A 16,114-nucleotide genomic window follows, 5' to 3' on the forward strand; every position below is an offset into this window, starting at 1 on the left:
AATCTTCCCTTCAAAAATTATTTGCTCTTATAGGTTCGTGTTTATGTTTAGCCCATAAATATTTCTGCAGTGAAACTCCAATTACTCCAATAATAACAAGCCCAATCCCTCCATAAACATAGAGTTGAGTTACTCCAAACAAATGCACTAATGGACCACTCATAGCAGGAGAAATAATTAGAACTGCGTTTGTTAAACTGCTTTGTATACCAAATACTCTTCCTACTTGATCTTGATCGGATTCTATTTGTAAAATGACTTGATTAGATACAAGCATCAGCCCACTTCCGATACCAGCGATAAAACTAATTAAATAAGCTAAAACGAAGACCGTACCGGGCGTTATCAAACCAATCCCCCCAAAACCAATTCCCATTAAAACCATACCTCCACATACTACCCAGCCATATTGAAATTGTTTTAATTTCTGAGTTAGTAATGCACCAAGTATTCCGCCAAGACCAATAATAGAAATGATATATCCCATTTTACTTTTATCATGTGGGAATAAGCTCTTAAATAAAGTTGGGAATTGTGAGTCTACTAATTGTAATACCGCCATGGCTATTGTAACGAAAATCATGGTTGATAATATTATCCGATTAGATAACACATAACCCCACCCTTGTACCCAAGCGGTCCAAGTACTTTGTTTTTGCTGTTCAACAAATTCTTTCGATATAGTTTCTTTAAATTTTATTGTGGGTATGAGAACTAAGGTAGCTAATAAACAACTTATAGCTCTTATAATGAGGCAGAACTCTGGTTGAAACCAGCTCAACAACATGCCCCCTATAAGGGGGCCTACTATCTTGGTACCCTGCTCTACTATTCCGTTGATACTTACTGCTTTAGTAAGCAAGTCCGGGGATACAATCTGTCTTGTTAGTGTTTGCTGTGCAGGATAATAGAAAACAATAAAAATGGAACGAATCATTAATGCCACTAAGAGCCAGTGGATATCTTGTACAAATAAAAGAGCAATTGTTATTAGACCAACCATTAGATTACAGAACATCATAATTGGAATTTTTCTAAAACGATCTGCAATAACACCTGCCCATGAGCCAAAAATAATTCCAGGAAGTGCATATGCAACAGGAATCAATCCAATCATAGTAGGATCTACTTCCCATTCAAACCCAACTATAGTCATAATCGCTAACATATCAATAAAAACACCAAGCATAAGCAATGAATAGGCAGAGAAAACTTGTAAATAAACCCTATTTCCTAATAGGCCTTTTGAATCAGTAGTTTTCATAAAAGCAAGCTCCTTAGGTTACTAATATAAACGCTTTTGCGTATAAGGTACCTCTTTATTAAACCTAATTAATCATTATTGACATCTCACCTAGAATTTAACTTCGCCAAAACTCAAACCGGTCTTATTTTTCATATATTTAAAATAGTCAGACAAACGAAAGCGTACCTATTTCTTCATTTTTATATCAACTGTTACAAAATATATCTTTATCTTACACTAATAACAGCTAAACGTTGCCTTAATATAACCCTTTACAGTCGTTTACACATTCAATTCACATCCTTTTTAAAGTTGGCTTTTTTCTATCTCAAATACTATCACACAAATATTTCACCTACTATATTCATAAAGTTGAAATATTTGAATCAGAAAATTCGGATAAAAAACCAAATCCACAAATCATAACAAACTATTATTTATTTATTTATATTTTCATTTTATAGATAGCTTTAACCATAAGGGTATCAAGAATTAAGTTTTTTAATTTTATTAACATAATAGTTTAAAGAGACCGTAAATCCTACTAAACAAAAAAAATATACAATAAAGTATATTTTTTTCTTATCCTACATATTTTCTATGCAAATTAATCCCAATAACTAAAGTTGATAATAAAAATATAATATTACCAATCACTAATGTACTCATAACAAGAATTGAATAATATAGTATTAATACTTCTGCACCTACTACCTATTTTATTTATTGGATATTTATACTTCAAAAAATTACACATCATTCACAATTAGTATACATACCCAAAATATGTTTTGAACGTTTTATTATATTTTAAGATAATATAAAATCAGTTTTTCTATAAGAGAACTTAATTTTTATGTAGTACGAAACTGTTAGTAATACAGTATATACTAATTTAGTTATAAAAACATTTAAAGACCACCTATTTCCATAAGTGATCTTTCTTTGTGATTCTGTATTTGTGCACTACTGTAGAAATATATCGTAGAAACGCTTTGTTTGCTAAATGTTTAGTTCTTTCCATTTACTAAAAAACATAGCTTCATACACTTAATATCATATTCGTTACATTGCAAACTATTATTTTGTCTTCTGTACAGGCAAACTACTAAAAATTAGTTCAGCAACTTTTACATATCCTTTTGAGTTTGGATGAATTAAATCCTTAGACCAAAGCGTATTGTCATTAACTAAATGATGATTCCAAAAATCAACATGATGAAGCTTATACTCTCTGCTCAGTGAATGTATAACTTCATTTGCCTCTAATAATTGTTCTTTTATTACTTGTTTTTTTTCAGAAGCAAAAGGAAGCCTAACTGTAAAATCTGGAAGGTTTGCTATAATAATATCAGCCCCTGCTTTACTTAATGTATCTATCATAAATTCCATATCGTTCTTATATGCATCATGATTCCAACGTCCTTTTAAAACATCGTTTGCCCCTGCAATGAGACTAACCAAATCTGGATTAAAAGTTAGCACCTTTTCCAATTGCTGCGATCGAATTTCTTTAGTTACTAACCCACGCTTTGCAAAATTGGCATATTCTATATTATTTTCACACAGTTGAACAAAATGATCTACCCAGCTTTTTAATGCAATTCCCTCAACTTCATCCCCTATCCCCTCTGTAAAACTATCGCCAATTGCTACAAATCGCTTCCACATATGTATTCCCCCTTTATTGTTAACCATATCTATACTATACAATAGCTCACACCGTAATTGTTATTTCTAAGTGGCTTTCGATTTCAATTATATTCCACTTTACTATATTTACATTTAGAATCTAAAATTGACCGATTCCTAAGTATACTTAGGAATCGGTCATATTCATATATTTACTAAAGAAATAAAATCTATCTAGGAATTATACTTTTTTCAAAAAATTTGTTGTTCTTTGTTTTGCCCAGTTGATACATTTCTTTTCGATTAAATGATATGAAACTATAGAAAAAAGTAGTGTCATTGCAATGCACAAAGTAAGAAGGAAAAAGATAGGTATTTTTGTATACAAAAGTTTAAATAGTACCATCATGATTGGAAAATGACACAAATAGATACTGTATGAAATTTCTCCTAAATATACAAATACACTCTTATTTAAAAATACTTTTACGGGATAAAACCAATGTGTCCCCATTAAATATCAAGACACACTGGTAACAAAACATTCTTTTATTAGCTATCAAGGATTTTAATTATTCAATTCAGCTATTTGCTAGACCTATATTAGAGATGAATTTTATTTAGTCTAAACTATTAGTTTTTTGTAATAAAAAAACTACAACCTATACTGGATGTAGTTTTTCTAACTAATTTATTTATTTTTCACTTCATTTCTATAAAAAGCAAATAATGGTTCGATGGATGGACTAGATAACAGCGGAATTGCCTTCTCAATCAATTTCCTATCCCAATCAAACCAACGCATTTCCATTAACATATTTATCTCTATATCAGTGAATCGTTTCTTTATTTCCTTAGCAGGATTTCCACCAACTATTGTATACGGCGGAACATCTTTACTTACGACAGATCCTGCAGCAACAATTGCCCCTTCACCAATAGTAACGCCAGGCATTATTATAGCATTCATTCCAATCCAAGCATCACTTTGAATGACTGTATCGCCCTTTGGTTCATATGATTGTTTGATTTGCTCAGCGAATGGATATACTGTAATCCATTCTGAGTGATGATTATGATTACCACCCATTAAAATGACTACCCCACTTGCAATGCAAACATAATTCCCAATAATGAGTTTATCAAGATGCCATCCCATCTGTTCAATTGGATTGAAAAGTGCTTGAGACTTAGCATCCCCCCACAAATACCTTACACAGCCATCTTCAAAATTTTGATGACTATAATAGCCTGAATAATAGGAGTACTCTCCCACTTCAATGAGTGGATTTGTTACTATATCTTTTATATACTTTGTTTCTGACCAATGATTAAATAATGGATACTTCATAACTTTATTCCTCGCTTCTAAGTATTATATATTTTGCTATTTACTTAGAAGCTTACTACGACAGCTACATTTTTTAGCTTTCTCAAACGACGAATCATTATCTTCAAGCCTTTCTTTTATACTAAAAAAAGCATAACGCAATACATTACACTAGTCAAATTGTGTAATTTTGAACACATCTTAAACAGCGTAATACTGCAATAAGAACATGAAAACACTCTAACTTTGATCCAAATAATATATTGATTACATTCAGTTTATATTTTGTAAAAAAATTTTAATTGCCATGACAAAGCAAACAATAACCACTATTGGTCGTATTAATGACGTCCCTTTTGTAAGCACCATCTTCGCTCCAATATACGATCCTATAATTTGACCAAGCATCATAATCAACCCAATTGTCCAATCGATTTGGCCAAAAATAATAAAATATAACAAAGCAGCGAAATTACTTGTAAAATTCAAGATTTTAGCATTTGCAGTTGCTCTCGTAGCACTATATCCACATAAAAGAATGAATGCTAAAGCAATTAAACTACCTGTTCCTGGGCCGAAGAAACCATCATAAAATCCAAGGAATGGAGCCACTGTTAACGCAAACAACAACATACTTATTTTTCTCGGTCGATCTTCGTTTGCTATATTTGGAGATAATAGAAAATAAAGACCAATAATAATAAGTAAAAAAGGTAATATCATGATTAAATATTCTGCTCGTATCTGTAAAACAAGCCATCCACCCAAAACTGATCCCAAAAAGGTCATTAAGATGGACAAACGCATTTCTTTAAGATTAATTTCTTTCTTCTTAATAAAAAACACTGTTGCCATGAGAGTTCCGCTACTCCCTTGTAGTTTATTAGTCGCTATCGCTACAGAAGGAGACATACCTACTAATAACATTATCGGGATAGTTATCATACCACCGCCCCCAGCAATCGTATCTATCCATCCTGCTAATACAGCTACTAAAAATAGTAGTATAAGTAATTCAATAGTAAAATCCATACAAAGAATATGGGGAGGCTTGAGCTATTATAACCCAAACCTCCCCATCGTCCCTCCTCTCTTTAAACTAGTTAATTAAATCTGTAAAGTAACTTTCTTTTTGATCACGTAATCGACTGGAAACGTATTGTCTGCAAACAATTCTTCTTCCATATTTATTGTTTCCAATCGGGATTTTATATTCTTCCTCAGATAACCTTTCCCTACCATGAGTTACATTTGTTTGTTTACCATAGTATGAATTTGGTATAAGTAATAAATCTTCAGATGTAAGTGGAACCTTATAAGTAGGCGTTGTTCGTAAGAGTTCTAAAAACATGTCAAATTTCAATTTTTCTTCTTCACTTTCTCCCACATAAATTAATCTATTTTCCGCTCCATTCAAACAAGTTGCAATAATATCACCATTATCATCTAAAAATATAATTTGGTTTATTTCTCCTACAAATCCCGATATTTCACCATCAGCCATTCCTGCGATATGAGCAATAGGCATTTTACTTACCGCCAATATGTCATCTTTACTGAAGTGATTTTCTTCAAGATGCTTTTGCAGTAATTTTGGCGTTCCAATATGAGTTTGAGTTTTTAAATTTAACACTCCTTTTAATAAAAGAGCATCAACTCTAGTAAATTTTCCACAAGTAATTTCAGACACTATTCGTTCCACGGATTTATTAAGTCTATTTGATACAATTTCTAAATTCGTATTGAATGTTTTCAATCTTGCTTCAATATCTGATTGGTCTTTCATATCTGTATACACTGTGGCATCGTTATGTTGATAAAAGTTCCCGCCACCGGTGCTTGCACCGACATTTCGCAAAACTTCATCGTTGTTTAAAGGTGAAATAAGATGAAATCTATTTTTCCCTGCATGTTCGGATGGGTGAATTAAAGCATCATAATTAAAAAGTGTGGCAAAAAGCCATGTGACCCATTCTGCATAAAAATATTTTTTCATTCTATCGTGTTCGTCTTCGCCATAATTAAAACCTCTGCGATTTTCCCCAGGTAATAGTGTTTCCATAGGATCACATGGAGTATTTTTAATAAGAGTAGGTGGTACGTTTCCGCCACAATTCGCTATTTTTATTATATGTAGTAGGTTTTTCATATCTGAATTCGGATTTTTCTTTGAATAGTCAATCAAACAATTAAGCCACTCTTTTGAAAAATATGCTGCTATTTCTTGATCACAAGTATAAGGATTATGAGTTTTCAATTCATTTTCTATCAGATTCTTCATTTTATCCTTCAATACATTAGGAATGCTAATTTCTTCAATTTCTGTAATCTGCAGTATTCCTTTATTCATTATAAAACCTCCGTTGTTTTATTTTTTATACTCTATCTTCTATTAAACAAACTATCCATTTCTTTTTTGCTCCTTCGCTTTTCGTCAGAGCTATTAGAACTACCGATTTCCAAATAAAAAACGTGGATTATAAGAGATTTCTTCTTAGGTACATTTCCCCGACGAACCTCTATTGAATTGGTAAATTTAATTTAAAAATCTCTTTCATTTTCTAAAGTTTTCCTAATTTTAAAATCGGAATTTTCAATACAACTATGTTAACATTAAAAATATAACACGAAACCAAAAAATGTAAATGAATAGTTTTTTTATAAAAAATAGTCAGACTATTTATGAAGTAATTCGTATTCCATTGAACGAACTACGACCCCTCAATTTTATTGATAAAAATAAAAACCCCCCCTAAATTGATAGAGGAATTTTTTTCAAGTATATTCTATTTTAAAGTTCTTACTTACCTTTTACCCCGCTATTTGCCGGGCAGTAAGACCCCTACCTCGAAATACAGCGGAAGCAAAGAAGTTAGGTGGGGGTTCGGGCTGCCCATAAAAGCAAGATTGGTGAGGGCTGATAATCAGTGGGGATGAACAAAACTCCCCCTGATTAAAGTTTCACTTTATTTTAAAAGATATTGCTGTAACTTCTTTATTAACAGTTCCATCCCGTTTGGACTTACAATAATCTTCCCATTCGCTAAAGAAATATTGCTGTCTGAAATATCCCCTGTAAGTGCACAAGCTCTTGGAGATTGATATTTTCGTAAAATAATCTGGTCCTCTTCTATAAACATTTCAAGAGAATCTTTTTCTACAATTCCTAAACTCCGTCTTATTTCCATTGGAATAACAATACGCCCCATGCTATCTGCTTTACGAGTAATTCCTCTTGATTTCATAAAATGCCACCCTTTATATTTATCTAATATTACGGTATTTATTTTAGCAATAAACAACAATTAGGAATAGTTCGTATTACAGTACTTTTTTTAGAAAAAAATAACAATTAGGAATAGTTCGTATTACAGTACTTTTTTTAGAAAAAAATAACAATTAGGAATAGTTTATGTTAGAATTCTTTCTTGTTTATTCTTGATTTTTAATATATTTTTCCTTGATCATTTTTATATATTGTTTTCTTTCAGTTAGTTCAAATATAAATAATGCTTTTTTTATGTCTGTTAAACCAACTTCATTTGAGTGCTGAACTTTCAATAAAATTGCACCTTTTTCAAAAAATAATTCACCTAATAAGTATAAAGTATTCATATTTATCGCTAATTTTATACCTATTTCACTATACTTTATTGCTTCTTCATATTGATTTGCAAGGTGTAAACATTTTGTTAACGTATGAATGAGTCTTAATTTGATTTCTTTTTCTCTAGGAAATTCTATCTTATTAAAATTAATTAAACTTTGTTTTAATATATTTATACTTTTCTCATACTCTTCATTTTCTGCATGTATTATAGCAATTGAATTCATTATGCTTATTTCTTTTTCTGATAAAAAGTTACTACTACTTAAGGTTTGTTTTAGTGCTCTATTTAAAATGTCAAAGGCATTACTTGTTGCTCCATTTACATAATATATAGCAATCGCTTCATGCCATAATAGAAATTGTTTATCTTCTTTTGATTGAAAATTATTCTCATCTTTCTCTTTTTTTACTATTTCGTAAAGCTCATTATATTGTTTTTGTTTCACACAATCTCTCATTACACATTTTACATTTTCAATATATTTTATTTTTTTATTTTTGGTTAGTGCGAATATATAATTTGGATCAATACCAAGTCTTTCAGATAATTGATACAACAATATGCTAGATGGATAAATAATACCTTTTTCTATCTTACTAATTTGACTTTGTGAACATATTCCATGACATAATTCAGATTGTGACATGTTTTTTTTCTTTCTAAGTTCTTTAATAATAATACCAAGATTGTAGAATTCCATCTTTCCTCCCTCAAATGTAACACTTTATGAGTATAAGAATATTTCCCAACTTTTAATGTAATGTAAAATTAATATAGTTACAATTACTAATTATATGGATTTATAGTTTCTTTTACAAACTTGTATTACAATACGAGAAATTATTAAAATATGGTTCACTAATAATTAATGGGAGTTTTATCCCCCCACTGATTATTAGTCCACTCCAGGCAGGCTTTTACAGGGAGTTCGACTTCTTTGCCACATCTAAATTTTGAGGTGGGAGTCTTACTATCCGCAAATAGCCTGATTAAAATAAATATGATTTTTCACCTTTATTTCTTTTAATAGTTTCTTTTGATTTTTATATAAATAATTTCGAAGGAGCGTATTTTATGAAAAGAATGTTGACCGAAAGAGAGTTAGAAGTAGCTATTTATGTAGCAAAAGGATATACAGATGCAGAAATTTCCAAAAAAATATATGTTACCCCTCGAAGAATTTCAACGATAATTAATCATATTAAAGAAAAATGGCATATTAATTCTAGAGTGGAATTAGGTATTTTAGTTTATCATTATGGTTTTATAGATGCACCCTTATTTTCAAATAAAAAAATTCAGCTATGTAAAAAGGTTGTACAATAGATAGCGGAATATAACGAGTTTAAATTGCAAATAAAAATAGAAGAGCAGACAAATTTTTATTATTTGGTTTACTCCATCACTTTTTAAATTTCATACATTAATATAAAAAGGTTAGAGAATTAACTTCTCTAACCTTTTTATATACACTATTAGGTTTCAAACAGTAAAGATGCCCTAATGCTACCATTGATCCTGTTCCCTATTCAACCCTGTATAAACACAAAAAAGAATCAGACATTACCACTATTCAAAACCAGTTACAATTCTCTCTTTCATTTTCTGTAATACTTCACTGCTCAATACTTTTTGACCAGTAGGAAGTTTTAATATGGCAGCGGCACCTTTACTAAGGTATATTTCTTGATCATTATTTTGATTTACTACCAATATTCCTTGCCCTTCAAATTCGAAATAACTAATATCTTTTGTTTCATTTGTATTATTCTTTATTGCTGTATATAATCCATATAAATCTTTACTTCTATTTTCTCCGCCCGTTCGAATCGGTTCAATATCATTCGCAACAATTAGTCCTTCTGGCTGCTCACCCTTCATAATAAACCACAGCTTTTCATTTGTTGGTAATAGTAAATTCTTAAATTCAGAGCTATTTAAAATTTGCTGTGCTGGAATTGTTGCATAGATTGGTAACGAAAATGGAGATGTTGTTATTTTTTCAAAACTTAAATTTTCAGAAGAACTTCCCTTACTATATTGATAATCTTTTAATGCGATCGATTGTACTGATTCACTTTTATTTTTTGATGCATAACTAATTTTACTAGCGAAAATAATAACGGTCATTAAGCACATGCACGGTATCACAAGCTTAAGTAGTTTTCCCATTTATGAACCCCCGCTTTTAATATTATTAGTTTGCATGGATATTATAAACAGTTTCACTCCACCAAAAATTATTATTGTTATGGAACGTACTGAAATTATGATTATAATGATCACCATACCAAGGGTCCATGTACGTTATATAATCTGTTCCATTTGTCCCTTTATAAAACCCATCAAGTACTAGAAAGTGTCCGATGTTAGCTCCATTTTGCCACATAATGAGTGCAATCATCGGCTGATTACTATTAATTTGTCTTTTGAACCAATCATATGATTTTGCTCCAGAACTTATAGCTGAGCTAACACCATATCCTGATAATCCATATTGTATTTCACGTGAAGTTGCAGGATTATTATATGATCCACCCTTAACATACCTAACGTACTGATCTTGTGAAGGAGTTTTCCCAAAATAATTTAAAACTGAAACCGAAGTGCCTGCCCAACACCAATTTGATCTTTCTTGTAATATGTTAGGTACAGATAATTTACGATCTATTGATGTATTTGGAGGATTTCCATTAATATACGCTGACGTTACATATACTTTTTTTCCATCTTTAAAATAATAAAACCAACGATTATCTAAATTTCCTGTCCAGTAATCTTTAACCGCTTCACCATACTCCCATCCTTTAAAAGATACTGTTGTATTTCCGGGAATCACATCTACAATATTTGCATTCAAACTTTTTGCCTCTCTAACATTTACATTCAATGGAGCTGTTGTTCCTGTAAATTCAACTTCTTCTGCTATTATTTTCTGAACACCAATAAAACTAAATGTGAAGAACAATAAAAACATACAAACAATAAAATGCTTTCTTCCCTTCATTTCTCCACCCCTTCATCAGTACTAAAAAACATCAACAATTCATCCTTATTAATTGTTCAAGCTTAATATTACATACTAACGAAAAATGACTTCTCATAAAGTGAAACTTTGATCAGTAGTGGTTTTATTCATCCCCCACTGATTGTTAGTTAAACCAATCGGGCTGCTCTGCAAATAGCGGGATAAATTCCAATACAAAAAAGGAGCCTATAAATTTTTATAGGCTCCTTTTTATTTCGTCGTTATTACTTAGCTAATTCTTTTGTACCCTTCATTACATCAATGAAGAATCCCCAGTTATTCACTACAGAAGAGATACTGATATGTTCATCTGGAGTGTGGACGTTAAAAATGTCTGGTCCGAATGAAATTGCATCTAATTCAGGCATTTTTTGAACGAATGCGCTACACTCAATCCCCGCATGCACAGCGAAGATTTCAATTTCTTTATTGTATTTTTCTTGATGCACTTTTTCAAATAAATTACGAATTTGTGAGTTTGGATTGTATGGCCATTCTGGATACTCTGACTCTATTTCAAATGTAGCACCAACTAATTCAGCAATATATTTGATTTCTTCTGCAACATGTTGTTTTAAACTACTTACAGAACTTCGCACTTCGTTACGTAATTTAATTTCATCTTGCAACGTTTCAATAACGCCTAAATTTGTTGAGCTTTCTACAAGACCTTTAATATCCATGCTCATACTTTGAATGCCATTTGGAATTAAGAATAATGATGAAATAAGCTGCTTTTGTGTCTCTTTAGCAAATACTTTTTCAACTGTTTCATCCAATTTTGTCAGTGTAACATGAACATCTGGATCAACAGCACGCATTTCTTCTTGTAATACACGTGTCCATGATTCTAGTTTTTCTTCTACTTGTCCTACATCTTCTGTACGAATTAAAATTGTAGCTATACTTTCACGCGGAATTGCATTCGTTTTTAATCCGCCGTGAACTTCACTTATGTTAAACTCCGTATGTGCTGATAAATCACGTAATACTCGTCCTAATACTTTGTTCGCATTACCGCGTTGTTTATCAATTTCCATACCAGAATGTCCGCCTTTTAGACCACCAACATATAGACGGTATGCATCCATATTCGCTGGCGTTTCATCCCAAATTACGGGAATTGTTTCAACAGCTTTCGCACCACCTGCACTACTTACAAGTAATTTATGATCTTCTTCAGAATCAATATTTATAAATATCTTTCCTTCAAAATGATTTGGATCAATAGCAAAAGCCCCACCCATTGTCGTTTCTTCTTCAGTAGTGATAACGACTTCAAGTGCTGGATGCGGAATTTCTTTCGAATCTAATAAAGCTAATGCATACGCAACTGCAATACCATTATCAGCACCTAGAGTTGTTTGATTTGCATATAACATGTCCCCAATGATTCGTAATTCAATTGGATCTTTTTCAAAATCATGTACTGTTGCTTGATTTTTTTCGCAAACCATATCCATATGACCTTGAATAATAATAGCTGGTACATTTTCATAACCAGCTGTTGCTTCTTTTTTAATAACGACATTTAATGCTTCATCTTGAATGACTTCTAAGTTACGCTCTTTTGCAAAGCCCACTAAATAATCACTAATTTCCTTTTCATTACCTGATCCTCTAGGAATCTTTGAAATTTCTGCAAAATGATAAAATACAGGGTGCTTTGTTAATTGTTCTAAAGTAGAATACATTTTTCAAGCTCCTTTCAAAATGAAAAAATATTATGTAAGTCTTTTATCATTATACCATGATTCATTATTTTACCTTTCTTTTAACTTTTATTGTTCATTTTATGTAAAACACTCTTACAACATTGTAAGGGCATTGTAATCTATATCGATTTTTCTCATTTAATAATAGCCGTATACTTTTTAAAGAAACACATTAAAGGAGATAAAGAAAATGAAAAAGTTTTTAGCAATTATTACACTATGTTTATTATTTTCTAGTTTTACTATTGGCTGTGAGAGAGCGTCACTAAATAGAATTGGTAAAGATGTATATTACATGCAGATAAAAGGCGAAGGAACTATCGAAAAGGTAGATGGTAGAAACTTACGAAACTATACGCTGCCCGCATATGATGAAGATGGCGTCAAAAAACAAATTACATTTAGAAGTACAAAAAAAGAAAACAATCATAAATTAAATGCAGACGCGTTTTTACGCCTTTATGTAGATCAAGATGATAATAATAAAAATGAAATATCATCAATTGAAGTAAAGTCCTATGAAGAGATTCAGAAAGCAGATTTACCTGAAAAAGTAAAAGATAAGTTTACTATTAAATAAAAGAACAAAAGAAAATGCTCTATGCATTTTCTTTTGTTCTTTTCACCTGTATATATTTTGAACTACTATTATTCATCAGTTTCTCTAACCGATTTATATTCTCCGTTAATGCACCTTTCACAAGAGAGAAATCTGTATTGGATTCTTCTTTTTTTTCTTTAAAAAACGAAGACTTTTGCACATTGACTTCAGCCATCTCTTCTCCCCCTTTTCAAAAAGATACAACCTTTTATTTATATTATATAGCAAATGTAGAAAGAGTGTACACTTATGATTTTCTTTTTAATTCTTCTTCTAATTCTTCTACTTGCTGCAACGTATCCCCTTTTATTAAAGAGAAATCTGTTGTATCTTCGTTACCTTCTTTAAAAAAATCATTGTCATAATCTTTTACCACTACAATCACCTCTACATGCTAGTGTAGGAATGATTGTCCAATTTTATTCAACTTTGTCGGATTTTGTTTTTAATTTATGTATAGAAGAAAAGGACAGAAAAAGATTCTGTCCTTATTTACTAAAATAACTATGATGTATTGTTAAATTATATACATTTTCAAAATCCCGATCTTGCAGGTTATTTTTCTTTCCATCAATAACAATGAAAACGTCACTTACTATTTTTGCTGGTATAATCCCGACATTTTCTACTTGCACCGCTTTCTGCTCATTCAATTGCTCGATATGTTCTAACGGAACGATAATACTAAATTGCGAGCGAATACCACGAAAGTTTGTATTTAACTCTTTCGCGGCTTCAAAAACAACAATTTTCGCGCCAATCTTTTCCCCATATGAATCTAAAAATGCATTTAAGCTCTTTGTATATTCCTCTTCCGTATGCCATTCCATCGTACCGAATACTGCTGGATTAACATTTTGAATAATTGTCGTGTATATTTCCCCTCTCGCTTTAGATGCAATTAATGATCGTTTTATTGATTGAACTGTCTTGCCAATATCGCTAAATTTCGCACCCCATATTTCTGAAATATTAGGCGTTAAAATGAACGCAATATCAACAAAAATAACCATTGCAGTAAACATTAAAAGATTTTTCCAGAGGGTTAAATCAATTCCTTTTATCATGAAATACACGGTGACAGATATGATAAACAAACCATACCAAGCCTTTCTAATACGTTGCTTTTTCTCCTCGTACAACTCCTCATTTTTCCAATAAAAGAAAACAAGGACTACAAAGACAATCGCTAAAACAAATAAGCCAATTCGAATGTTAGAGATCATTAATCACATCACCCTCCATTCAAAAACTACTCACGATATCATTACATGCGCAAGCTGCTCTCTTTATGACAAAAGACGTGGACAAGCTTCTAAAATTAGCTACATCGCATATATATTAGAAAGTACCACGTCTTTTATCCTGTTATTTGTGGGAAATAAGACCCCTACTGATTAAAATTTCACTTTACCATGAGTCTATATTGTATATGTAGACAAGCATTCATTTCAAATTTTCGTATTAAAAAGAAATATGTTTCGGAATTTCCCCTTCAGGTACTTCTCCATCCATACTTAAATAATAATGACGAATCGGACGTAAGTTTTCGTCTAATTCATAAACAAGCGGAATGCTAGTGGGAATATTTAATGAAACTACACCATCACTTGAAAGGTTGTCTAAATATTTTACTAGCGAGCGAATTGTGTTACCGTGTGATGAAATAATTACTTTATTACCACTTTTTAATGTCGGCGCAATTTCTGAATGCCAATAAGCAAGTACTCTCTTCTCCGTATCCTCTAAACATTCAGTTAATGGAAATTCACCTTTTTTGAGTGTTTTATATCTTGGATCGGTCGCTTCATATCGAGGATCGTCTTCAGTAAGAGCCGGTGGTCTTACATCAACACTTCTTCTCCAAATATGAACTTGCTCCTCACCATATTTTTGTGCAGTTTCATCTTTATTCAGCCCTTGCAATGCACCATAATGTCTTTCATTTAGCTTCCAAGATTTATGTATTGGAACCCAAGTAAGATCCATCTCATGAAGTACAATCCATAACGTCCGAATTGCGCGTTTTAATACTGATGTATAAGCCACATCAAAAGTATATCCGTTTTTCTTTAATATTGCTCCTGCTTCTCTCGCTTCACTTAATCCATTCTCTGATAGATCAACATCTGTCCATCCAGTAAAGCGATTTTCAAGATTCCATAAGCTTTGTCCGTGACGAATAAGTACAAGTTTTATCATTATAATTCCCCTTTCGGAAATGTGAATTTTATTGTTCCATTGCGTACACGTATAAAGTATCTAGTAATGTATCTTTTTATCCATTCACTCTATGACCAAATCATAGTTGCCAAATGTATGGATAAAATTTGTTCTTTTTCAAACGATAAAAACAGAAGTTTTTTCATTATTTTTGATCGACTGGTATTTCACGTTTGGATATCCAAGCATCAAAACCTGATCGGCTATTTGCCATTTCATTCATAACTTGGTGCCAATTGTCCTCACATGATTCACCAAATTTTGAAAAAATAGAACCCATTTGTTGTCTTTGTACATCACTCAGTTTTTTCTCTAAATCTGTACCTTTTTCTGTTAAAGACAACTGTTTCACACGTCGATCATGCATAGCTTCATTACTCTCAATTAAGCCCTTTTCCACAAGTTGACGTAGCGGTCCGTGGAGAGCTTGTTTACTTATTTCTAATAGTGATAATAACTCATTTACACTTATCCCTGGAAAACGTGCGATAAAAAATAAAATTCGATGATGTACTCGTTGAATGCCATATTCTTTTATAATTTCATCTGGCTTTTCAGTAAATGTTTTATATGCAAAATAAAATAATGCTAATGCCTCATTCATCTGTTCTTCTTTATGTTGTGTCATCTACTTTCCCCCTGTATGTAAATTATACCACAATCTAGTAATGAATATTTTAATCAACGCATTAGAACTTATTTAGTCTATTGAAACATTCATTGCATAA

At 31.5% G+C, this 16,114-nt stretch carries 17 protein-coding genes and 1 pseudogene; 2 read left to right on the forward strand and 16 right to left on the reverse strand.

Going from position 1 to position 16,114, the window contains the following annotated elements:
- Positions 1-10: 10 nt before the first annotated feature.
- The 8 genes and pseudogenes from MR136_RS23990 to MR136_RS24025 form a co-directional block, all read right to left on the reverse strand.
- Positions 11-1,264, reverse strand: a complete 1,254-nt coding sequence (locus MR136_RS23990; RefSeq protein ID WP_000858621.1) for an MFS transporter — start codon at positions 1,262-1,264, stop codon at positions 11-13.
- Positions 1,265-2,326: 1,062 nt separating this feature from the next.
- Positions 2,327-2,917, reverse strand: coding sequence for an SGNH/GDSL hydrolase family protein (locus MR136_RS23995; protein WP_119683391.1), 591 nt, complete (start codon positions 2,915-2,917; stop codon positions 2,327-2,329).
- Between the two features lie 202 nt (positions 2,918-3,119).
- Positions 3,120-3,368, reverse strand: a pseudogene (locus MR136_RS24000) (acyltransferase family protein); the annotation flags it as partial.
- A 201-nt stretch (positions 3,369-3,569) separates the two neighbouring features.
- Positions 3,570-4,229, reverse strand: coding sequence for a CatB-related O-acetyltransferase (locus MR136_RS24005; RefSeq protein ID WP_078421164.1), 660 nt, complete (start codon positions 4,227-4,229; stop codon positions 3,570-3,572).
- A gap of 252 nt (positions 4,230-4,481) precedes the next feature.
- Positions 4,482-5,240, reverse strand: a complete 759-nt coding sequence (locus MR136_RS24010; RefSeq protein ID WP_000347994.1) for a TSUP family transporter — start codon at positions 5,238-5,240, stop codon at positions 4,482-4,484.
- A gap of 67 nt (positions 5,241-5,307) precedes the next feature.
- Entirely contained in the window at positions 5,308-6,558 is a 1,251-nt protein-coding gene (locus tag MR136_RS24015; RefSeq protein ID WP_001032358.1) for a hypothetical protein, read from the reverse strand.
- Between the two features lie 616 nt (positions 6,559-7,174).
- Positions 7,175-7,453, reverse strand: coding sequence for an AbrB/MazE/SpoVT family DNA-binding domain-containing protein (locus MR136_RS24020; RefSeq protein ID WP_000842216.1), 279 nt, complete (start codon positions 7,451-7,453; stop codon positions 7,175-7,177).
- 187 nt (positions 7,454-7,640) lie between these two features.
- Positions 7,641-8,519, reverse strand: coding sequence for a helix-turn-helix domain-containing protein (locus tag MR136_RS24025; protein ID WP_000397979.1), 879 nt, complete (start codon positions 8,517-8,519; stop codon positions 7,641-7,643).
- Between the two features lie 374 nt (positions 8,520-8,893).
- Between MR136_RS24025 and MR136_RS24030 the strand changes: the two genes are divergently transcribed.
- Complete coding sequence (locus MR136_RS24030) at positions 8,894-9,145, forward strand: response regulator transcription factor (protein ID WP_000827560.1); 252 nt, start codon at positions 8,894-8,896, stop codon at positions 9,143-9,145.
- A gap of 243 nt (positions 9,146-9,388) precedes the next feature.
- On the opposite strand, the gene MR136_RS24035 is transcribed toward MR136_RS24030, so the two are convergent.
- From MR136_RS24035 to pepD, 3 genes are all read right to left on the reverse strand, one after another.
- Complete coding sequence (locus tag MR136_RS24035; protein ID WP_000517271.1) at positions 9,389-9,991, reverse strand: hypothetical protein; 603 nt, start codon at positions 9,989-9,991, stop codon at positions 9,389-9,391.
- A gap of 25 nt (positions 9,992-10,016) precedes the next feature.
- The gene (locus MR136_RS24040; RefSeq protein ID WP_000678369.1) at positions 10,017-10,826 is read right to left on the reverse strand and encodes a papain-like cysteine protease family protein; all 810 of its coding nucleotides are present in this window, start codon (positions 10,824-10,826) and stop codon (positions 10,017-10,019) included.
- A 245-nt stretch (positions 10,827-11,071) separates the two neighbouring features.
- A complete protein-coding gene (pepD, locus tag MR136_RS24045) occupies positions 11,072-12,541 on the reverse strand; it encodes a beta-Ala-His dipeptidase (RefSeq protein WP_242259647.1) in 1,470 nt (489 codons plus the stop codon).
- A gap of 211 nt (positions 12,542-12,752) precedes the next feature.
- Here pepD and MR136_RS24050 point away from each other — a divergent pair, with 211 nt between their 5' ends.
- Positions 12,753-13,142 (forward strand): YxeA family protein, encoded by a 390-nt coding sequence (locus MR136_RS24050; protein WP_242259648.1) that lies wholly within the window; start codon positions 12,753-12,755, stop codon positions 13,140-13,142.
- 19 nt (positions 13,143-13,161) lie between these two features.
- Here MR136_RS24050 and spoIISB read toward each other — a convergent pair whose 3' ends face one another.
- The 5 genes from spoIISB to MR136_RS24075 all read right to left on the reverse strand — a co-directional run bounded on the left by spoIISB (position 13,162) and on the right by MR136_RS24075 (position 16,014).
- Entirely contained in the window at positions 13,162-13,338 is a 177-nt protein-coding gene (spoIISB, locus tag MR136_RS24055) for a stage II sporulation protein SB (RefSeq protein WP_000852629.1), read from the reverse strand.
- 72 nt (positions 13,339-13,410) lie between these two features.
- Complete coding sequence (locus MR136_RS24060) at positions 13,411-13,539, reverse strand: hypothetical protein (RefSeq protein WP_000237819.1); 129 nt, start codon at positions 13,537-13,539, stop codon at positions 13,411-13,413.
- Between the two features lie 112 nt (positions 13,540-13,651).
- On the reverse strand, positions 13,652-14,389 hold the full coding sequence (locus MR136_RS24065; protein WP_242259649.1) for a type II toxin-antitoxin system SpoIISA family toxin: 738 nt from the start codon (positions 14,387-14,389) through the stop codon (positions 13,652-13,654).
- A gap of 238 nt (positions 14,390-14,627) precedes the next feature.
- Complete coding sequence (gene gpmA / locus MR136_RS24070) at positions 14,628-15,365, reverse strand: 2,3-diphosphoglycerate-dependent phosphoglycerate mutase (protein ID WP_000594152.1); 738 nt, start codon at positions 15,363-15,365, stop codon at positions 14,628-14,630.
- Positions 15,366-15,531: 166 nt separating this feature from the next.
- Entirely contained in the window at positions 15,532-16,014 is a 483-nt protein-coding gene (locus MR136_RS24075) for a MarR family winged helix-turn-helix transcriptional regulator (RefSeq protein ID WP_242259650.1), read from the reverse strand.
- Between the last annotated feature and the right edge of the window lie 100 nt (positions 16,015-16,114).

The organism is Bacillus cereus group sp. BfR-BA-01311 (assembly GCF_022664295.1).
Lineage (GTDB): Bacteria > Bacillota > Bacilli > Bacillales > Bacillaceae_G > Bacillus_A > Bacillus_A cereus.

Bases quoted from the DNA above. Each gene is read 5' to 3' on its own strand.
- MR136_RS24010 (WP_000347994.1), bottom strand. From the start codon at position 5,240: ATGGATTTTACTATTGAATTACTTATACTACTATTTTTAGTAGCTGTA.
- MR136_RS24005 (WP_078421164.1), bottom strand. From the start codon at position 4,229: ATGAAGTATCCATTATTTAATCATTGGTCAGAAACAAAGTATATAAAA.
- MR136_RS24065 (WP_242259649.1), bottom strand. From the start codon at position 14,389: ATGATCTCTAACATTCGAATTGGCTTATTTGTTTTAGCGATTGTCTTT.
- MR136_RS23995 (WP_119683391.1), bottom strand. From the start codon at position 2,917: ATGTGGAAGCGATTTGTAGCAATTGGCGATAGTTTTACAGAGGGGATA.
- MR136_RS24075 (WP_242259650.1), bottom strand. From the start codon at position 16,014: ATGACACAACATAAAGAAGAACAGATGAATGAGGCATTAGCATTATTT.
- pepD (WP_242259647.1), bottom strand. From the start codon at position 12,541: ATGTATTCTACTTTAGAACAATTAACAAAGCACCCTGTATTTTATCAT.
- gpmA (WP_000594152.1), bottom strand. From the start codon at position 15,365: ATGATAAAACTTGTACTTATTCGTCACGGACAAAGCTTATGGAATCTT.
- MR136_RS24050 (WP_242259648.1), top strand. From the start codon at position 12,753: ATGAAAAAGTTTTTAGCAATTATTACACTATGTTTATTATTTTCTAGT.
- MR136_RS24015 (WP_001032358.1), bottom strand. From the start codon at position 6,558: ATGAATAAAGGAATACTGCAGATTACAGAAATTGAAGAAATTAGCATT.
- MR136_RS24020 (WP_000842216.1), bottom strand. From the start codon at position 7,453: ATGAAATCAAGAGGAATTACTCGTAAAGCAGATAGCATGGGGCGTATT.
- MR136_RS24030 (WP_000827560.1), top strand. From the start codon at position 8,894: ATGAAAAGAATGTTGACCGAAAGAGAGTTAGAAGTAGCTATTTATGTA.
- MR136_RS23990 (WP_000858621.1), bottom strand. From the start codon at position 1,264: ATGAAAACTACTGATTCAAAAGGCCTATTAGGAAATAGGGTTTATTTA.
- MR136_RS24035 (WP_000517271.1), bottom strand. From the start codon at position 9,991: ATGGGAAAACTACTTAAGCTTGTGATACCGTGCATGTGCTTAATGACC.
- MR136_RS24025 (WP_000397979.1), bottom strand. From the start codon at position 8,519: ATGGAATTCTACAATCTTGGTATTATTATTAAAGAACTTAGAAAGAAA.
- spoIISB (WP_000852629.1), bottom strand. From the start codon at position 13,338: ATGGCTGAAGTCAATGTGCAAAAGTCTTCGTTTTTTAAAGAAAAAAAA.
- MR136_RS24040 (WP_000678369.1), bottom strand. From the start codon at position 10,826: ATGAAGGGAAGAAAGCATTTTATTGTTTGTATGTTTTTATTGTTCTTC.